The organism is Staphylococcus sp. HMSC034G07 (assembly GCF_001835975.1).
GTDB lineage: Bacteria > Bacillota > Bacilli > Staphylococcales > Staphylococcaceae > Staphylococcus > Staphylococcus ureilyticus.
This window is the reverse complement of the sequence record NZ_KV826595.1, coordinates 66085-85103: the sequence shown is the minus strand read 5'-3', so window position 1 is coordinate 85103 and position 19019 is coordinate 66085. Positions and strand designations below refer to the sequence as shown.

The window sequence follows — 19019 nt, the reverse complement described above, 5'->3', positions numbered from 1 at the left end:
TACAAGCGGTAAGTGAGTGAGGAAAGCGTGAAATAGTAAAGAGGAATGCATGAGCAAAAACTCATGCATAAGTCACACTATTTCAATAGCATGTAGATTCATAAGAAATATAAAAGTCAAACTATCAATAATATATATACTAGACTGTCAGTGTTTTGATTAGTGCGTCTGTATGTTCTTTGAGTTGGGATATCGGAATACCACCGAAACCTAGAATAAATTTAACTGTGTTTTGATCACTATCATATTTACTAAATGGTATTATATTTAAATCATTTTCCTTTGCGCGTTCTAAGCATTGCCCCATAGTCAAATGATTTTTGACAGTGAGTGTAAAATGCATACCAGCTAAAGCACCATCTATTTTTAATTGCGATTGATAAGGCGTTAATGCATTTAAAATTGTTGTTAGTTTATGGCGATACACGTTCCTCATTTTATTAAGATGCCTTTCAAAACTGCCTGATTTCATAAAGAGTGAAATCATTTTTTGTGTATGTGCGGGCACTGTGTTTCCTTCTTTAGTTGCCAAGTTGTCATATTTTGAAAGTAAATTATTTGGTAAAACTAAATATGCAATTCGACAGCTTGGAAATAATGATTTGGAAAAGGTACTAATATATATGACTTTATCTTTAGTGTCTAAACTTTGTAGAGCAGGTATTGGTTTGCCGAAGTAGCGAAACTCAGAATCATAATCATCTTCAATAATGTATCTATCAGTACTTTGTTGTGCCCAATTGATGAGTTGGGTTCTTTTTTTTAAACTCATAACATAGCCTGTGGGGAATTGGTGTGATGGCGTGACATATGCGATATTATTATTGGATTTCTGAAAGGACGTAATTTCTATTCCTGTACTATTTACAGGTACTTGAAGATAAGCAATTTGCTTTTTATCTAGTACTTGCTTAATGGGTGGATAACTAGGATTTTCTATTAAAAAACGACCGTCATTTAAAATGTCAGTTAAAAGATTTATTAGTTGTTCTGTTGAAGAACCGATGATAATTTGTTCAGGTCTACAGTTAACGCCACGACTATTAAATAAGTAATGTGCAATTTCTTGTCTTAATGAAATCTCGCCTTTTGAATTAACATGTTGTAGTAAATCAATTTCTTCATCTTCAAATGCATCTTTTGCATATTTTCTAAATTGTTTCATAGGGAAGTATTCTGCATCAATCTCTGATAAATTAAATGCCAGTGAACGGACTGATTGTGTCACTTCATGATTATTTTTTGAGTAATTATGATGTTGGGATTGGTCCATATTTCTTGCGATAACAGGAAGCGTTTCTATATCTGAAACAAAATAGCCTGAACGCGGTTTGGAGTAAATATATCCTTCATCTAATAAGAGCTGATACGCATGTTCAATTGTTGTATTGCTTACAGATAAATGTTGGCCTAATGCACGTTTAGACGGAAACTTATCTTCAGATTTGTATTGACCTTCTATGATTTGTTGTTTTAAATTTTCATATAAATTAATATAGAGATGATTTTTAGACAATAAACTGACCCCCTAAATTATTTTGAAAGTGTACCTTTTTAAATACCAGTTTATCTTTTAAAATGAATTTAATCAACTAAGTAAAGGGGTAAATAAAATGTCTAAATTTACTGGATCAGAAAGAGTCAAAAGAGGAATGGCTGAAATGCAAAAAGGCGGCGTCATCATGGACGTTGTCAATGCTGAACAAGCGAAGATTGCGGAAGAAGCAGGGGCAGTTGCTGTAATGGCGTTAGAACGTGTTCCTTCTGATATTAGAGCAGCTGGTGGTGTTGCTAGAATGGCAAATCCTAAAATTGTTGAAGAAGTAATGAATGCTGTTTCTATACCTGTCATGGCTAAAGGTCGTATTGGTCATATAACAGAAGCACGTGTACTAGAAGCAATGGGTGTTGACTATATTGATGAATCAGAAGTCTTAACACCAGCTGATGAAGAGTACCACTTACTTAAAGATACTTTTACAGTACCATTTGTTTGTGGCTGTCGTAATTTAGGTGAAGCAGCGCGTCGCATAGGTGAAGGAGCGGCAATGTTACGTACGAAAGGTGAACCTGGTACTGGTAATATCGTTGAAGCTGTTAGACATATTAGACAAGTCAATGCTGAAGTGAGTCGCATAACAGTTATGAATGATGATGAAATTATGACGGAAGCTAAAAACATAGGTGCACCTTTTGAAGTATTAAAATCAATTAAAGAAAACGGTAAATTGCCAGTGGTGAATTTTGCAGCTGGTGGTGTAGCAACACCTCAAGACGCTGCTTTGATGATGGAATTAGGTGCAGATGGTGTATTTGTTGGTTCTGGTATTTTTAAATCAGAAGATCCTGAAAAATTTGCAAAAGCAATTGTACAAGCTACGACGCATTACCAAGATTATGAATTAATTGGTAGATTAGCTAAAGAGTTAGGTACAGCAATGAAAGGTTTAGACATTAATGATTTGTCACTAGAAGAACGTATGCAAGAGCGTGGTTGGTAATATGAAAATAGGTGTTTTAGCTTTACAGGGTGCTGTGAGAGAACATTTGAAGCATATTGAATTAAGTGGACACGAAGGTATTGCCATAAAACATGTGGAGCAATTAGAGGAAATTGATGGGCTCATACTACCTGGTGGTGAATCGACAACGTTACGTCGTTTAATGAATTTATATGGGTTTAAAGAAGCATTACAACAATCTAAATTACCTATGTTTGGCACTTGTGCAGGGCTTATAGTTATGGCAAAAGATATTGTTGGTGAAGAAGGATATCTCAACAAATTAGATATTACGGTCCAACGAAATTCATTTGGCAGACAAGTAGATAGTTTTGAAAGTGATTTAAATATTACTGGCATTGCAGAAGATATAGAAGGGGTATTTATCAGAGCCCCTCATATAGCCCAAGTCCATGGGAATGCCACAATATTGAGCTCGGTTGGTGAGAAAATAGTAGCAGTTCAAGAAGGACGCTATTTAGGTGTTTCTTTCCATCCAGAGTTAACAGAAGATTATCGCGTAACGCAATATTTCATTGAACATATTGTAGCAAAGGCTACAATTGAGCAAGTTTAATATAACGTAAAAAAGCAGGTCAATTCCAAAATGGATTGACCTGCTTTTTGTCAGTTTAATTAGATAAAGAAACCTGCGATTGCTGCAGAAATAAATGACACAAGTGTGGCACCAAATAAAAGTTTTAAACCAAAACGTGCTACCATATCACCTTTTTCATTATTAAGCGATTTGATTGCGCCAGAAATAATACCAATTGAACTAAAGTTAGCAAAAGATACAACAAAGACAGAGATTACACCTTTTGCGTGTTCACTGATATTTTTAACTTCATTTAAGCTTTGCATGGCTACAAATTCATTAGATAGTAATTTTGTTGCCATAATAGAACCAGCTTGAACAGCATCGTCCCATGGTACCCCAATTAAAAATGCTAATGGTGCAAATATAAATCCAATTAAAGTTTGGAAATCCCATGTAATACTTCCACCTGAAGCTGCAGTGAAAATAGCACTTACAACACCGTTTAACAAAGCGATAATTGCTATATAACCAATCAGCATCGCACCAACGATTACAGCAACTTTAAACCCATCTAAAATGTATTCCCCTAACATTTCGAAGAAGGACTGTTTTTCCGTCTCACTTTCTTCAACGATTAATTTATCTTCTTTTACATCTACTTTATATGGATTAATAATAGAAGCAATGATAAACCCGCCAAATAAGTTTAGTACTACTGCAGTAACTACATATCTAGGCTCGATTAATGTAAAATAAGCACCGATAATAGAAGCCGATACCGTAGACATCGCGGAAGCAGTCAATGTATAAAGACGTTGTTTAGGGATATGTGCTAATTCTTTTTTGAGTGAAATGAAAACCTCTGATTGACCCAAAATTGCTGCTGCTACCGCATTATATGACTCTAAGCGACCCATCCCATTTACTTTAGAAATGGCTAAACCTAAATAGTTAATAATGAATGGCAGTATTCTTGTGTATTGTAAGATACCAATTAATGCTGAAATAAAAACGATTGGTAATAATACATTGAAGAAGAATGGAGGATTTTTAGGATCTACAAATTCAAATCCACCAAATACAAAATTGACACCTTCAGCAGCTTTAGCTAATAAGTAATTAAAGCCATCTGAAATGCCACCAATGACCGTAATACCAAATTTTGTTTTTAATAATATAAAAGCAAATACAAGTTGTATTACGAGTAATAAGCCAATGTATTGCCAGCGAATATTTTTTCTGTCAGAACTAAAGAGTAAAGCTAACCCAAGAAACACAGCAATACCAATTAAACCGATAATAATATGCATAATAATTCATCCCTTTAAATTTTTTCTTAACTCCTATAATACAATAAACAAGCGCTTACTTACATCCAAAATTGAAAAAATTTAAAACATATTGGTTGAAAAAGGTCAAAGTTGGTCATATAATATAGTCAAAGAAGGTCAAAAGAGGTGATAATCATGCATAACATGTCCGACATCATAGAACAGTACATTAAAAAATTATTTGAAGACACCAATGAAGACGTTGTTGAAATTCAACGTGCCAATATTGCACAGCGGTTTGACTGTGTGCCTTCTCAACTAAACTATGTGATCAAAACACGTTTTACAAATGAACATGGTTATGAAATAGAAAGTAAAAGAGGTGGCGGTGGTTATATTCGAATCACTAAAATTGAAAACAAAGATGAAACAGGTTACATTAATCATTTACTTCAACTCATCGGACCATCTATTTCACAGCAACAAGCTTATTACATCATAGATGGTTTATTAGATAAAGCATATATCAGTGAACGCGAAGCAAAAATGATTTACGCTGTAATCGATAGAGAAACTTTAAAAATGGATGTATTATCAAGAGATATTATACGTGCTAATATAGTGAAACGAATATTACATGTAATAAATTATTATTAAAGAAATTAAGAGAGGTGTTTGGTCGTGCTGTGCGAAAATTGTCATTTAAATGAAGCAGAAGTAAAGTTAGCAGTTAAAGGGCAAGATGGTGTACATGAAAAATGGGTTTGTGCCACATGCGCACAAGGCGGTAACCCGTGGACTCAAAACCAACAAATGCAGTCACAAGATGACATTGAAGGTGCGTTTGTAGTAAAACAAATATTACAACATTTAGCAGCGAAACACGGTATTGATTTCGATGAAATTGCATTTAAAGAAGAAAAGAGATGTCCTACTTGTCAAATGACATTAAAAGATATTGCGCATGTTGGTAAATTTGGTTGTGCAGACTGCTACGCAACTTTTAAAGATGACATTGTCGATATTGTACGACGTGTACAAGGTGGTCAAATCGAACACACTGGAAAAACACCACGCTCTTCACATAGAAAGTTAGCTTTGAAAAAACAAATAGAAGAGAAAACAACTTATTTAAATCAGTTAATTGAAGAACAAAATTTTGAAGAGGCTGCAGTTGTTAGAGATGAAATTAAGGCATTGAAAGAAGACAGCGAGGTGAAACATGATGAGTAAGAATGATATCAGCACCCACATTAGTGAGTGGATGAGAGACGAAGCAGAAAGTCCAATCGTAATGTCTTCGAGATTGCGTTTGGCTAGAAATTTAGAAAATCATGTACACCCTTTGATGTTTGCATCCGAACAAGATGGTAATAGAGTGATAAATGAAGTTCAAGATGCGCTTCCTAACATGTTTATACAGAGATTAGACACGATGGACCAGCAGAGTAAATATAAACTTGTTGCGAAACATCTTATCAGTCCCGAGTTAATAAAAAGACCTGCTGCTGCAGTACTTTTAAATGAAGATGAATCTTTAAGCATTATGGTTAATGAAGAAGATCATATACGAATTCAAGCCATGGGAAATGATTTATCATTACAAACATTATATGAAAAAGCTTCCGCACTGGATGACACATTAGACAGTGAGTTAGATGTAAGTTTTGATGAAACACTCGGTTATTTAACAACATGTCCGACGAATATCGGTACTGGTATGAGAGCCAGCGTAATGTTACATTTACCGGGACTTACGATTATGAAGCGGATGAATAGAATCGCTCAAACAATCAATCGTTTTGGATTCACAATAAGAGGTATCTATGGCGAAGGTTCCCAAGTATACGGTCACATTTATCAAATTTCCAATCAACTGACGCTTGGAAAAACAGAAGAAGAAATTATTGAAAGTTTAACTGAAGTAGTACAACAAATTATTAACGAAGAGATGCAAATTCGCGAACGACTTAGCAAGCATAATAAAATTGAAACTTTAGATAGAGTATATCGTTCGTTAGGTATCTTAAAATATAGTAGACTAATATCTATGGAAGAAGCATCATTTAGATTAAGTGAAGTGAAATTAGGTATAGATTTAGACTATATTGATTTAAAAGACTTTAAGTTTAATGAGTTGATGGTTGCTATTCAATCACCATTCTTATTAGATGATGAAGATGATAGAACAGTTAACGAAAAAAGAGCAGATATTTTAAGAGAACATATAAATTAGGAGGTCATGCTATGTTATTTGGTAGACTGACAGAACGTGCACAACGAGTATTGGCACATGCTCAAGAAGAAGCAATTCGCTTAAATCATTCAAATATAGGAACAGAACATTTACTTTTAGGTTTAATGAAAGAACCAGAAGGTATTGCAGCAAAAGTGTTGGAATCCTTTGATATTACTGAAGAAAAAGTAGTAACAGAAGTTGAAAAATTAATTGGTCACGGTCAAGAACAAATGGGTGCGTTACATTACACACCACGTGCTAAAAAAGTTATTGAGTTATCAATGGACGAAGCAAGAAAATTACACCACAATTTCGTTGGTACCGAGCATATATTACTTGGTTTAATTAGAGAAAATGAAGGCGTAGCTGCACGTGTTTTTGCTAATCTAGACTTAAACATTACGAAAGCACGCGCGCAAGTAGTGAAAGCTTTAGGAAGCCCTGAAATGAGCAATAAAAATGCGCAGGCAAACAAATCTAATAATACACCAACTTTAGATAGTCTTGCTCGTGACTTAACAGTAATTGCTAATGATGGCACGTTGGATCCTGTTATTGGCAGAGATAAAGAAATCACACGTGTCATTGAAGTGTTGAGTAGACGTACTAAGAACAACCCAGTATTAATTGGGGAACCAGGTGTCGGTAAAACGGCAATTGCTGAAGGTTTAGCACTTGCAATTGTTAATAATGAAGTTCCTGAAACACTTAAAGGTAAACGTGTGATGTCATTAGATATGGGAACAGTCGTTGCTGGTACGAAATATCGTGGCGAATTTGAAGAACGTTTGAAAAAAGTAATGGAAGAAATTCACCAAGCAGGTAATGTCATTCTGTTCATTGATGAGCTTCACACATTAGTAGGTGCTGGTGGTGCAGAAGGTGCAATTGATGCATCAAACATCTTAAAACCAGCATTAGCCCGTGGCGAATTACAATGTATCGGTGCGACTACACTAGATGAATATCGTAAAAACATTGAAAAGGATGCTGCGTTAGAACGTCGTTTCCAACCTGTTCAAGTAGATGAACCAACTGTTGAAGATACGATTGAAATCTTAAAAGGATTACGTGATCGTTATGAAGCACATCACCGCATCAACATCTCTGATGAAGCTTTAGAATCAGCAGCAAAACTAAGTCATCGCTATGTTTCTGATCGTTTCTTACCAGATAAAGCGATTGACTTAATTGATGAAGCAAGCTCAAAAGTAAGACTAAAAAGTCATACAACACCACCAAACTTAAAAGAGTTGGAACAAGAAATTGAGCAAGTGAAAAATGAAAAAGATGCAGCTGTACATGCACAAGAATTTGAAAATGCAGCTAATTTACGTGATAAACAAACTAAATTAGAAAAACAATACGAAGAAGCAAACAATAATTGGAAAAATAGCCAAAACGGTGCGAACACATCCTTATCTGAAGAGGATATCGGTGAAGTTATCGCTGGTTGGACTGGCATTCCATTAACAAAAATTAATGAAACAGAGTCTGATCGCTTGCTTAACTTGGAAGATACGTTACACAAACGTGTCATTGGTCAAAAAGAAGCAGTGACATCAATCAGTAAAGCAGTAAGACGTGCAAGAGCAGGATTAAAAGATCCTCAAAGACCAATAGGTAGCTTTATATTCTTAGGGCCTACAGGTGTCGGTAAGACAGAATTAGCACGTGCACTAGCAGAAACAATGTTTGGTGAAGATGACGCAATGATTCGTGTTGACATGAGTGAGTTTATGGAAAAACATGCTGTCAGTCGTTTAGTAGGAGCGCCTCCAGGTTATGTTGGTCATGATGATGGCGGTCAATTAACTGAAAAAGTAAGACGCAAACCATATTCAGTTATATTATTTGATGAAATCGAAAAAGCGCATCCTGATGTATTTAACATCTTGTTGCAAGTATTAGATGATGGACATTTAACAGATACTAAAGGTCGTCAAGTAGACTTCCGTAACACAGTGATTATTATGACATCTAACGTGGGTGCGCAAGAATTGCAAGATCAACGTTTTGCTGGATTTGGTGGCGCATCAGAAGGTCAAGACTATGAATCTATCCGTAAAACAATGATGAAAGAATTGAAAAATGCTTTCCGTCCAGAATTCTTAAACCGTGTAGATGACATCATTGTATTCCACAAACTGTCTCAAGATGAGTTGAAAGAAATTGTAACAATGATGGTAAATAAACTTACAGATCGTTTATCAGAACAAGATATTGATATTATCGTTTCTGATGCAGCTAAAGAACGCATCGCTGAAGAAGGATACGATCCAGAATATGGTGCGAGACCACTTATTCGAGAAATCCAAAAAACGATTGAAGATAACTTAAGTGAGTTAATCTTAGACGGCAATCAAATTGAAGGTAAAAATGTTTATATCGACCATGACGGTAAGGAATATAAATATAACATTAAAGATAGAACAGAAGATGAAAAAGAAAAAGAAACTTCTGAATCATAAAATTAGATAAATCAATATAGGTCATAGTGCCAAAGCGTTTCTCAAGTATTTATTTCAACCTTGAGAAACGCTTTTTTAATTTCAAAAACTACGATACAGTATGGTGAAAGTATGATATGACCTTGTAGGCTAATTTGGATATCAATAAAGTATATCTTTTTGATGGTGCTATAGGCATAATAGTGTTATTTTTAAAAATAGATTTTTGCAATATATTCATTTATATATTACAATATAAAGCTATTTATTTAGCATATAAAATATCAAAATAAATCATTTGTAAATAAAATTTGTTTTTACATAAACATAGGTATAAAATAGATTTGTTCAATAAAGATGGAGGTGCAGTTTTGGCCAAAAAGAAAGTGATTTTTGAATGCATGGCATGTGGTTATCAGTCACCTAAATGGATGGGGAAATGTCCTAACTGTGGTGGATGGAATCAAATGGAAGAAATCATAGAACAGAAATCGACAAGTCCGAAACATGGTGTGCGCAGTCGTGAAAATACATCCAAAGTACAGAAGTTAAATGATATAAAGCATGAGACAACACCACGTGTTAAAACGAATTCAGCAGAGTTTAATCGAGTGCTTGGTGGCGGGATCGTTAATGGTTCACTTGTGTTGATTGGTGGCGATCCAGGTATCGGTAAATCAACACTATTGCTTCAAATATGTGCAGCGTTATCACAAGAGAAAAACGTTTTATATATAACTGGTGAAGAATCATTAAATCAAACAAAATTAAGAGCAGATCGATTAGATGAAGATTCAAGTCATTTAAATGTATTTGCAGAAACAGATTTAGAAGTGATACATGAAACAGTTAAACAATTGAAGCCTGATTTGCTTGTTGTAGATTCTATTCAGACTATTTTTCACCCTGAAATCAGTTCTGCACCCGGTTCGGTATCTCAGGTGAGAGAGAGTACACAGAGCTTGATGAATATAGCTAAACAACTAAATATCGCGACGTTTATTGTTGGTCACGTTACGAAAGAAGGTCAGATTGCGGGACCTCGTTTGCTAGAACATATGGTAGATACGGTGCTTTATTTTGAAGGTGATGAGCATCATGCTTATCGGATTTTAAGAGCGGTAAAAAATCGCTTTGGCTCTACAAATGAAATGGGTATTTTTGAAATGAAACAGAGTGGATTGAAAGGTGTTAAAAATCCTTCAGAAATGTTTTTAGAAGAACGGTCTACAAATGTTCCAGGTTCGACAATCGTGTCTACTATGGAAGGTACGCGACCATTATTAATTGAGGTTCAAGCGTTAGTGACACCCACAACATTTAATAATCCTAGACGTATGGCGACAGGAATAGATCACAATCGTTTAAGTTTGTTAATGGCTGTATTAGAGAAAAAAGAAAATTATTTACTGCAACAACAAGATGCCTATATTAAAGTAGCTGGTGGCGTAAGATTAACAGAACCTGCTGTTGATTTAGGAATCATTATTGCTACTGCCTCAAGCTTTAAAGATTTAACTGTAGATGGCTTAGACTGTTTTATCGGCGAAGTTGGTTTAACAGGGGAAGTGAGACGTGTTTCTCGCATTGAACAACGTGTACAAGAAGCGGAAAAATTAGGTTTTAAACGCATTATTATTCCTGAATCTAATATTGGGGGTTGGGAATTCCCGAGCAACATTAAAGTCATTGGTGTGACAAATGTCCATGAGGCATTAAAATATGCCTTATCAAAACATTGATCAACGACATTTATTTAAATGGTTACAAGGCTTATGAAGTCATAATAGCTTTCATGCGAAAGGAGCGTTAGCATTTGAACATGATAAGACTCATTGTAATCTTGTGCTATATCATATTGGGCGCAAGTTTAGGCGTGTATCTTATTCCAGAGATTATTGCAGATGCTGGATTGAGTCATTTCATGCTACTTACAAATAATTATTTCAATGGACTACTAGGGATTATACTGTTTTTTGCTATCTTTGGTTGGTTTATTAAGAAAGTAACTTTAGCAATGAAAGATTTAGAACAAATGATTATGCGTCAAAGTGCGATAGAAATATTGTTTGCCACAATTGGGCTCATTATAGGTTTGCTTATTTCTGTAATGATTTCATTTATTTTCCAAATTATTGGCAACAACGTGTTAAATCATTTTGTACCAATCATTGTTACAATCATATTGGGGTATTTAGGATTTCAATTTGGTTTACGTAAACGTGATGAAATGCTTTTGTTTTTGCCAGAAAATATGACGCGTTCTATGGCTATGAATACACGTAATGCGATGCCAAAGGTGATTGATACGAGTGCAATTATAGATGGACGTATTCTAGATGTTTTAGAATGTGGCTTTGTAGATGGTGAGATTTTAATTCCGCAAGGTGTGATTAATGAATTGCAAGTTATTGCGGATGCGAATGATAGTGTAAAGAGAGAAAAAGGTCAAAGAGGCTTAGATATGCTTAATGCATTACACGATGCACAGCACCCTACACGTATTATTCAACCTACAAAATCACACAGTGATATAGACGCTATGTTAATTAAACTCGCGCTGCATTATAGAGCTCAAATTATCACTACAGATTTTAATCTGAACAAAGTTTGCCATATACAAGGCATTCAAGTACTCAATGTTAATGACTTATCAGAAGCCATTAAGCCAACAGTCCATCAAGGTGATCGACTTAACTTATTGTTAACTAAGATGGGTAAAGAAGCTGGACAAGCAGTGGGTTATTTAGAAGATGGTACGATGGTAGTTGTAGACAATGCTAAAAAACATATTGGCGAACACATTGATTTAGAAGTCGTCAGTTTATTGCAAACATCTTCGGGTCGGATTATTTTTGCTAAAAAAATATATTGAAATAGCAGTTAGGTTTCATATGAAATGTAGCAACTACAGTTACAGTTTCACATGAAACCTTTTTTACGTAAAAACACTGAATGACCAAGTGACAAAAGAATTCATTTATAAACAATTAAATTTAAGCGTGGTAATATCATAATCAGCTTTAAAGTGCTACAATAGATAGCGAAATTGTATTACTATATTTAGAATTATGCCGTGGAATTAAAAACAAAAAATGTTTGATTTTAATATAGTGATGCTTTAAAAAATGATGAGCTATGATATTATAAGTAAGCGAATAAGCAATATACTTTAAATGCTGAAACATTATTTTTTAATATGAACTTCATTGGATTCGTATTGATATATTACTGTGTGTAATAGATAGACACAGTAAAAATGAAAGCAATGAAATTGAAAATAAAAAATTAATTTTAAACAGGAGTGAACATAATGAGTAATCGTGTAAGAGTTAGATATGCGCCAAGTCCAACAGGTTATTTGCATATTGGTAATGCAAGAACTGCATTATTTAACTATTTATTTGCTAAACATTATGATGGTGATTTTGTAATACGTATAGAAGATACAGATAGCAAACGTAATTTAGAAGATGGAGAATCATCACAGTTCGATAATCTAAAATGGCTAGGTATTGATTGGGACGAATCAGTAGATAAGGATAAAGGTTATGGCCCTTACCGTCAGTCAGAACGTGCTGAAATATACAACCCGCTTATTCAACAATTATTAGATGAAGATAAAGCATATAAATGTTATATGACTGAAGAAGAGTTAGAAGCGGAACGTGAACAACAAATTGCGCGTGGTGAAATGCCGCGTTATGGTGGTAAACATGCACATTTAACAGAGGAAGAACGTCAACAATTTGAAGCAGAAGGACGTAAACCTTCTATTCGTTTCCGCGTTCCAAAAGATACAACTTATAAATTCGATGATATGGTTAAAGGCGAAATTTCATTTGATTCAAACAATATGGGAGATTGGGTAATTGTTAAAAAAGACGGTGTACCAACATATAATTTTGCCGTAGCTGTTGATGATCATTACATGGAAATTTCAGATGTTATACGTGGCGACGACCATATTTCAAATACTCCAAAACAATTAATGATTTATGACACATTTGGTTGGGAACCACCAAGATTTGCACATATGTCACTAATTGTAAATGAAGAACGTAAAAAATTAAGTAAACGTGATGGCCAAATCCTTCAATTTATTGAACAGTATAGAGACTTGGGTTACTTACCTGAGGCCTTATTCAACTTTATTACGTTGTTAGGTTGGTCTCCGGAAGGTGAAGATGAAATCTACTCTAAAGAAGAATTTATCAAAATCTTCGACGAAAAACGTTTATCTAAATCACCTGCATTTTTCGATAAACAAAAATTAGCTTGGATTAACAACCAATATATGAAACAAAAAGATACTGAAACAGTATTTGAACTTGCTTTTCCACATTTAGTAAAAGCGGAATTATTGCCTGAAAATCCTTCTGAAGAAGATAAAGCGTGGGGGCGTAAACTGATTGCACTTTATCAGAAAGAAATGAGTTACGCTGGAGAAATTGTTCCATTATCTGAAATTTTCTTCCGAGACGAACAAACACTAGGTGAAGATGAGCAAGAAGTTATTAATGGTGAACAAGTTCCAGAACTAATGAATCATTTATATGGCAAATTAGAAGCATTAGAACCTTTTGAAGCTGACGAAATTAAAAAAACAATTAAAGAAGTTCAAAAAGAAACAGGTATCAAAGGTAAGCAATTATTTATGCCGATACGTGTAGCTGTAACTGGACAAATGCACGGACCAGAACTGCCAAATACAATTGAAGTTTTAGGCAAAGACAAAGTGCTACAACGCTTAAAAAAATACGTTTAATGCATAGTGTGAATAACATAGATTAAATGTATAACACTTGAAAAATTACAAGTTACCAACTATTATAATATGTGAATGAGCTAAAGGATTAGTATGCAATGGTATGTGTCAAGAGAGTGTGCGGTCGCTGTGAGCACAACACAAAAATTGTTGAATGCACCTTTAGTTTGATGAATTGAATAATGCAAATGAGTCAATATAAGTTGTATTGCTATGTGATTGAGGAATCAGCTTATTAAAAAAGAGTGGAACCGTGCAAAGCACCTCTAACAGTATGATGTTGGAGGTGCTTTTTTAATAAGGAGGTCGCAACCTTGTTTGAAATTTTGAAAAGAATCAAAGATGATGTAAATATGGTGTTTGAGCAAGACCCAGCAGCACGTACAACATTAGAGGTAGTTACATCTTATGCTGGTGTACATGCAGTGTGGAGTCACTTAGTTGCACATGCTTTATATAAAAAGAAAAAATATGTATTAGCCAGATTGATTTCTCAAATCACACGTTTTTTTACTGGAATAGAAATACATCCAGGTGCTCAAATTGGCAAGCGTTTATTTATTGACCATGGTATGGGCGTAGTGATAGGAGAAACATGTAGGATTGGTGATAATGTCACAATCTATCAAGGCGTTACTTTAGGTGGGACAGGTAAAGAGAAAGGGAAGCGTCATCCTGATATTGGAGACAATGTTTTAATTGCAGCAGGAGCAAAAGTACTCGGTAATATTAAAATCAATTCAAATGTTAATATTGGCGCAAATTCCGTAGTGTTAAACTCGGTACCTAGCTATTCTACAGTGGTTGGTATACCAGGGCATATCGTAAAACAAGACGGAAGAAGAATTGGCAAAACATTTGATCATCGTAATTTACCTGATCCAATTTATGAGCAATTAAAACAATTAGAGAAACAACTTGAGAAAACAAGAAATGGAGAGATTCAAGATGATTACATTATATAATACACTCACACGTCAAAAAGAAACGTTTAAGTCAATAGAACCAGGTAAGGTTAAAATGTATGTTTGTGGACCAACTGTATATAATTACATTCATATTGGAAACGCAAGACCTGCAATTAACTATGATGTTGTCAGAAGATATCTTGAGTACCAAGGTTATGAAGTGATTTACGTTTCAAACTTTACGGACGTAGATGATAAATTAATAAAACGATCTAAAGAATTAAATGAGCCTGTAAATACAATAGCTAATCGCTATATCGATGCATTTTATGAAGATGTGGGTGCATTAAATGTCAAAAAAGCGACTTCAAATCCAAGAGTCATGAATCATATGGACGATATTATTAAGTTTATAAAAGAACTTATTGATGAAGGCTATGCATATGAAAGCGGTGGCGACGTTTATTTCAGAACACGTAAGTTTGAAGATTATGGTAAATTAAGCCATCAATCGCTGAACGATTTAAAAGTAGGTGCGCGTATTGAACAAGGGGAACAAAAAGAAGACGCTCTAGATTTTACGTTATGGAAACAAGCAAAACCGGATGAAATCAGTTGGGATAGTCCATTTGGGAAAGGTAGACCAGGCTGGCATATTGAGTGTTCAGTGATGGCTTATCACGAGCTAGGTGCAACAATTGATATTCATGCGGGTGGTACAGATTTACAATTCCCACATCATGAAAATGAAATTGCACAATCTGAAGCACATAACCATGCCCCATTCGCAAACTATTGGATGCACAATGGTTTCATTAATATAGATAATGAAAAAATGAGTAAGTCATTGGGCAATTTTGTCTTAGTGCATGACATTATTAAAGAAATTGATCCGGACGTCTTACGCTTTTTCATGATAAGTGTACATTATAGAAGTCCAATCAACTATAATATGGAACTTGTTGGGGCAGCTAAAAGTGGGTTAGAACGTATTCGCAATAGTTATCAAGCCATTGAAGAACGTGAAACAATTGCAACTAATATTGAAACGCAAGATCATTATATTGATGAAATCAATCAAATATTAGACCAATTTGAAACGGTTATGAACGACGATTTTAATACGGCTAATGCCATTACAGCTTGGTATGATTTATCAAAATTAGCGAATAAATACGTATTAGAAAATACGACATCTACTAAAGTGATTGCACGATTTAAAGAAGTGTATCAAATATTCAGTGATGTCTTAGGCGTTCCTTTAAAAGCATCAAACAACGATGAATTATTAGATGAAGATGTTGAAGCGCTCATTGAAGAACGAAACCAGGCACGACAAAACAAAGATTTTGCACGTGCAGATGAAATCCGTGACCAGTTAAAAGAACAAAATATTATTTTAGAAGATACGCCACAAGGTGTGAGATTCAAACGTGGTTAACATGGATAATAAGTTATTAAATCCATTAACTTTGGCCTATATGGGTGATGCAGTATTAGATCAATTCGTAAGAGAGTACATTATATTGAAGTTAAAAGCTAAGCCCAATCGACTACACCAAGAAGCCAAGCGTTACGTATCGGCAAAAAGTCAGGCACAATCGCTTGAGCACTTATTAGAAAATAACTGGTTTACAGCGGAAGAATTAGATATTGTTCGTCGTGGTAGAAATGCGAAGAGTTATACTAAGGCGAAAAACACAGATATTCAAACTTATCGAAAAAGTTCGGGTTTAGAAGCAATCCTCGGATTTTTATATCTAGAAAAAAATCAAGAGCGACTCACCATGTTGCTTGAACGCATCGTAAAAAATGTAGATGAAAGGTAGTGAGACTTTGGAAGAGATTGTTATAGTAGGTCGTCATGCCGTAAAAGAAGCGATTGTTTCCGGACATACAATTAATAAGGTTTTAATTCAAGATACAGTGAAAAAAGGACAAATTAATGATATTTTAAAAAAGGCAAATAGTAATAAAATCATTGTACAAGCAGTGCCAAAATCAAAATTAGATGGTTTGTCTGATGCGCCTCACCAAGGTGTCGCTGCATACATCGCACCATATGAATATGCAGATTTTGATGCGTTTTTAGCACAGCAAAAGAACAATGAAAAACTATCAACTGTTTTAATTTTGGATGGCTTAGAAGATCCTCATAATTTAGGGTCGATTTTAAGAACGGCTGATGCTTCAGGAGTAGATGGCATTATTATTCCTAAAAGGCGATCGGTTGCACTTACGCAGACTGTTGCAAAAGCTTCTACTGGCGCGATTGAACATGTCCCTGTCATGCGTGTTACAAATTTGGCGAATACCATTGAAACATTAAAAGACCATGGATACTGGGTGGTCGGTACAGAAGCCGAAAATTCAACAGATTATCGTGAAATGGACGCTGGTATGTCGCTAGCGATTGTTATCGGAAGTGAAGGACAAGGCATGAGCAGACTTACCAAAGATAAATGTGACTTTTATATAAACATTCCAATGGTAGGGCATGTAAATAGTTTGAATGCTTCTGTTGCGGCAAGCTTAATGATGTACGAAGTCTATCGTAAACGTAATCAGATTGGAGAAAAATCATGAAGGATCGTTTCTTGATTATAGACGGTTATAATATGATTGGCCAATCACAAGACTTAAGTCAAATAGCCCAAGAAAATTTGGAAGAAGCACGCGATCAGCTATTAACCGCGATTGCAAATTATAATGCAGTTATAGCAGATGAGGTTGTATGTGTGTTTGATGCCTATGAACAATCCGGCATGTCATCAGAATATATGTATCACGGTGTAAAGATTGTCTTTACTAAAGAAAAAGAAACAGCAGATAGTTTTATAGAAAAATATGTTTATGATTTATACGACAAACACACAAGACATATCACAGTGGTAACAAGTGATATGAGTGAACAACATGCTATATTTGGTGCGGGAGCTTATCGTATCTCTTCTAGAGAAATGTGGAGAGACTTGAGAGAAAATGAAGTTTCGGTTTCAAAAAAGCTCGAAGGGTTCAATGAGCAGAAACCACGCACACGTATAGAACTATCAAATGAAATTTTGGAAGAATTTGAAAAAATTAGAAGGGGTAACAATCACAAATAAGAAGATTGTCCCCTTGCTTTTTTTATAGCGTCCTTTGTATGCTAACTTTATTCTGATTGAAAGGATAAAAAAGCATGCACCAAAGAATAAAACATCAAGAATCAATACCAGTTTCAAAAAGCAAACGGCAAGACATTCATTTCCTAATTGATTTACTAGAGCAAATACAACCACATATTTGGAAATGTTTAAATCATTTCACAATACATCCTGATGATAAAGAAGATTTACAACAAGAAATACTTTTGAAATTATTCAAAGCGATAAGTCAATTTGATTTTTCAAAAGACATACCATTAGCACATTACGTAAATCGTACTATCAAAAATGCTAGAAATGATTATATACGAAAAAAATTAGCTGATGTAAGACGACAAAGGTTATTAGAAAATGAAATGTTAAGCAGTGTCCAAGTGTTAAGGCAAGTGAGGCAACCGGATGACATTATTTTAAGAAGAGAAACCCTGGTTTTGTTGCATCAAAGTGTTGAAAAATTAACAGAGTTAGAACAAGGTATTATAAAATATATTTTAAATGATTATAAACCATCAGAGGTTGCCCATATCTTAAATCTAAATGTTAAGATAGTTTACAATTCGATACATAGATGTAAACTGAAATTAAAGCGTGTTTTTAAGCAAAAGTATCATGACTAAAAACAGTTATGGATACGTATAAAATGATTTTTGGATTAATAGAAAGCAATAGTGGAAGATTGACAATTGACAGAGATGTTATGTATAGTAGATTGGTATTATAATGAGTAAGGTGAAGTGAAATGAAAAAAGTGCCATTAAGCTGTGAAACGTGTGGAAATAGAAATTATAATGTTCCAAAGCAAAGTAACCTTACATCAAGATTGACATTGAAGAAGTATTGTCCGAGATGTAACGCACATACAGTTCATAAAGAAGCGAAATAATGTCGGTATATTAGATTTAGTAATTGAGTAAATATAACCTTCCAATTTAGTTGTGAGTATTGTATTTGCTTAATTTGTCGTATGTATAAGCAAATGAGAAAATCGAATTAATATGGAGGTATTGCTAATGGCTAAAAAAGAAAATTTCTTTCAAGGCGTAAAGTCAGAAATGGAAAAGACGAGTTGGCCAACGAAAGAAGAATTATTTAAATATACTATTATTGTTGTTTCAACGGTAGTATTTTTCTTAGCCTTCTTCTATGTCTTAGATTTAGGTATTGGTAGAATTATAGAGTTAATTAAATAGATAGG

The 19019-nt window shown here is 34.5% G+C and carries 19 protein-coding genes; 17 read left to right on the top strand and 2 right to left on the bottom strand.

Going from position 1 to position 19019, the window contains the following annotated elements; translation table 11 throughout:
• Window positions 1-139: 139 nt before the first annotated feature.
• Complete coding sequence (locus HMPREF2586_RS04235; protein ID WP_070658242.1) at window positions 140-1516, bottom strand: MocR-like pyridoxine biosynthesis transcription factor PdxR; 1377 nt, start codon at window positions 1514-1516, stop codon at window positions 140-142.
• A gap of 97 nt (window positions 1517-1613) precedes the next feature.
• Here HMPREF2586_RS04235 and pdxS point away from each other — a divergent pair, with 97 nt between their 5' ends.
• Window positions 1614-2501, top strand: a complete 888-nt coding sequence (pdxS, locus tag HMPREF2586_RS04230) for a pyridoxal 5'-phosphate synthase lyase subunit PdxS (protein ID WP_070812640.1) — start codon at window positions 1614-1616, stop codon at window positions 2499-2501.
• A 1-nt stretch (window position 2502) separates the two neighbouring features.
• Window positions 2503-3078, top strand: a complete 576-nt coding sequence (gene pdxT / locus HMPREF2586_RS04225; RefSeq protein WP_070658246.1) for a pyridoxal 5'-phosphate synthase glutaminase subunit PdxT — start codon at window positions 2503-2505, stop codon at window positions 3076-3078.
• A 59-nt stretch (window positions 3079-3137) separates the two neighbouring features.
• Here the strand turns inward: pdxT and HMPREF2586_RS04220 are convergent, their stop codons facing one another.
• Window positions 3138-4352 (bottom strand): NupC/NupG family nucleoside CNT transporter, encoded by a 1215-nt coding sequence (locus tag HMPREF2586_RS04220; protein ID WP_064209898.1) that lies wholly within the window; start codon window positions 4350-4352, stop codon window positions 3138-3140.
• A gap of 156 nt (window positions 4353-4508) precedes the next feature.
• Here HMPREF2586_RS04220 and HMPREF2586_RS04215 point away from each other — a divergent pair, with 156 nt between their 5' ends.
• The 15 genes from HMPREF2586_RS04215 to secE all read left to right on the top strand — a co-directional run bounded on the left by HMPREF2586_RS04215 (window position 4509) and on the right by secE (window position 19014).
• A complete protein-coding gene (locus HMPREF2586_RS04215) occupies window positions 4509-4970 on the top strand; it encodes a CtsR family transcriptional regulator (protein WP_019468588.1) in 462 nt (153 codons plus the stop codon).
• Between the two features lie 24 nt (window positions 4971-4994).
• Complete coding sequence (locus tag HMPREF2586_RS04210) at window positions 4995-5546, top strand: UvrB/UvrC motif-containing protein (RefSeq protein WP_046207696.1); 552 nt, start codon at window positions 4995-4997, stop codon at window positions 5544-5546.
• Complete coding sequence (locus HMPREF2586_RS04205; protein ID WP_046207695.1) at window positions 5539-6549, top strand: protein arginine kinase; 1011 nt, start codon at window positions 5539-5541, stop codon at window positions 6547-6549. The genes HMPREF2586_RS04210 and HMPREF2586_RS04205 overlap by 8 nt, the downstream gene beginning before the upstream one ends.
• A gap of 11 nt (window positions 6550-6560) precedes the next feature.
• Window positions 6561-9023, top strand: coding sequence for an ATP-dependent Clp protease ATP-binding subunit (locus HMPREF2586_RS04200; protein ID WP_046207694.1), 2463 nt, complete (start codon window positions 6561-6563; stop codon window positions 9021-9023).
• Window positions 9024-9373: 350 nt separating this feature from the next.
• The gene (gene radA / locus HMPREF2586_RS04195; protein ID WP_064209895.1) at window positions 9374-10744 is read left to right on the top strand and encodes a DNA repair protein RadA; all 1371 of its coding nucleotides are present in this window, start codon (window positions 9374-9376) and stop codon (window positions 10742-10744) included.
• Window positions 10745-10818: 74 nt separating this feature from the next.
• Window positions 10819-11877 carry a PIN/TRAM domain-containing protein gene (locus HMPREF2586_RS04190; protein ID WP_070039491.1) on the top strand — a complete coding sequence of 353 codons (1059 nt, stop codon included), beginning with the start codon at window positions 10819-10821 and terminating at the stop codon, window positions 11875-11877.
• 438 nt (window positions 11878-12315) lie between these two features.
• Window positions 12316-13770: a glutamate--tRNA ligase gene (gene gltX / locus HMPREF2586_RS04185; protein ID WP_046207691.1), complete on the top strand. Its 1455-nt coding sequence runs from the start codon at window positions 12316-12318 to the stop codon at window positions 13768-13770.
• Between the two features lie 323 nt (window positions 13771-14093).
• The gene (cysE, locus tag HMPREF2586_RS04180; protein ID WP_046207703.1) at window positions 14094-14735 is read left to right on the top strand and encodes a serine O-acetyltransferase; all 642 of its coding nucleotides are present in this window, start codon (window positions 14094-14096) and stop codon (window positions 14733-14735) included.
• Window positions 14719-16119 (top strand): cysteine--tRNA ligase, encoded by a 1401-nt coding sequence (gene cysS / locus HMPREF2586_RS04175; protein WP_064209893.1) that lies wholly within the window; start codon window positions 14719-14721, stop codon window positions 16117-16119. Before cysE ends, cysS begins: the two co-directional genes overlap by 17 nt.
• A gap of 1 nt (window position 16120) precedes the next feature.
• Window positions 16121-16507, top strand: coding sequence for a Mini-ribonuclease 3 (locus HMPREF2586_RS04170; protein ID WP_064209902.1), 387 nt, complete (start codon window positions 16121-16123; stop codon window positions 16505-16507).
• Window positions 16508-16514: 7 nt separating this feature from the next.
• The gene (gene rlmB, locus HMPREF2586_RS04165) at window positions 16515-17264 is read left to right on the top strand and encodes a 23S rRNA (guanosine(2251)-2'-O)-methyltransferase RlmB (RefSeq protein ID WP_046207688.1); all 750 of its coding nucleotides are present in this window, start codon (window positions 16515-16517) and stop codon (window positions 17262-17264) included.
• A complete protein-coding gene (locus tag HMPREF2586_RS04160; RefSeq protein ID WP_019468577.1) occupies window positions 17261-17785 on the top strand; it encodes an NYN domain-containing protein in 525 nt (174 codons plus the stop codon). Before rlmB ends, HMPREF2586_RS04160 begins: the two co-directional genes overlap by 4 nt.
• A 74-nt stretch (window positions 17786-17859) precedes the next feature.
• Window positions 17860-18441, top strand: a complete 582-nt coding sequence (locus tag HMPREF2586_RS04155; protein WP_046207687.1) for a sigma-70 family RNA polymerase sigma factor — start codon at window positions 17860-17862, stop codon at window positions 18439-18441.
• A gap of 122 nt (window positions 18442-18563) precedes the next feature.
• Window positions 18564-18707, top strand: a complete 144-nt coding sequence (gene rpmG, locus HMPREF2586_RS12585) for a 50S ribosomal protein L33 (RefSeq protein WP_071560108.1) — start codon at window positions 18564-18566, stop codon at window positions 18705-18707.
• A gap of 127 nt (window positions 18708-18834) precedes the next feature.
• Window positions 18835-19014 carry a preprotein translocase subunit SecE gene (secE, locus tag HMPREF2586_RS04150; protein ID WP_070658250.1) on the top strand — a complete coding sequence of 60 codons (180 nt, stop codon included), beginning with the start codon at window positions 18835-18837 and terminating at the stop codon, window positions 19012-19014.
• The last annotated feature ends 5 nt before the right edge of the window (window positions 19015-19019 follow it).

What these genes read in the sequence shown, in the direction of transcription:
- HMPREF2586_RS04160 (WP_019468577.1), top strand. Translation starts at nt 17,261, where the DNA reads ATGAAGGATCGTTTCTTGATTATAGACGGTTATAATATGATTGGCCAA.
- HMPREF2586_RS04200 (WP_046207694.1), top strand. Translation starts at nt 6,561, where the DNA reads ATGTTATTTGGTAGACTGACAGAACGTGCACAACGAGTATTGGCACAT.
- pdxT (WP_070658246.1), top strand. Translation starts at nt 2,503, where the DNA reads ATGAAAATAGGTGTTTTAGCTTTACAGGGTGCTGTGAGAGAACATTTG.
- HMPREF2586_RS04220 (WP_064209898.1), bottom strand. Translation starts at nt 4,352, where the DNA reads ATGCATATTATTATCGGTTTAATTGGTATTGCTGTGTTTCTTGGGTTA.
- pdxS (WP_070812640.1), top strand. Translation starts at nt 1,614, where the DNA reads ATGTCTAAATTTACTGGATCAGAAAGAGTCAAAAGAGGAATGGCTGAA.
- HMPREF2586_RS04170 (WP_064209902.1), top strand. Translation starts at nt 16,121, where the DNA reads ATGGATAATAAGTTATTAAATCCATTAACTTTGGCCTATATGGGTGAT.
- gltX (WP_046207691.1), top strand. Translation starts at nt 12,316, where the DNA reads ATGAGTAATCGTGTAAGAGTTAGATATGCGCCAAGTCCAACAGGTTAT.
- HMPREF2586_RS04205 (WP_046207695.1), top strand. Translation starts at nt 5,539, where the DNA reads ATGAGTAAGAATGATATCAGCACCCACATTAGTGAGTGGATGAGAGAC.
- rpmG (WP_071560108.1), top strand. Translation starts at nt 18,564, where the DNA reads ATGAAAAAAGTGCCATTAAGCTGTGAAACGTGTGGAAATAGAAATTAT.
- secE (WP_070658250.1), top strand. Translation starts at nt 18,835, where the DNA reads ATGGCTAAAAAAGAAAATTTCTTTCAAGGCGTAAAGTCAGAAATGGAA.
- cysS (WP_064209893.1), top strand. Translation starts at nt 14,719, where the DNA reads ATGATTACATTATATAATACACTCACACGTCAAAAAGAAACGTTTAAG.
- HMPREF2586_RS04215 (WP_019468588.1), top strand. Translation starts at nt 4,509, where the DNA reads ATGCATAACATGTCCGACATCATAGAACAGTACATTAAAAAATTATTT.
- HMPREF2586_RS04155 (WP_046207687.1), top strand. Translation starts at nt 17,860, where the DNA reads ATGCACCAAAGAATAAAACATCAAGAATCAATACCAGTTTCAAAAAGC.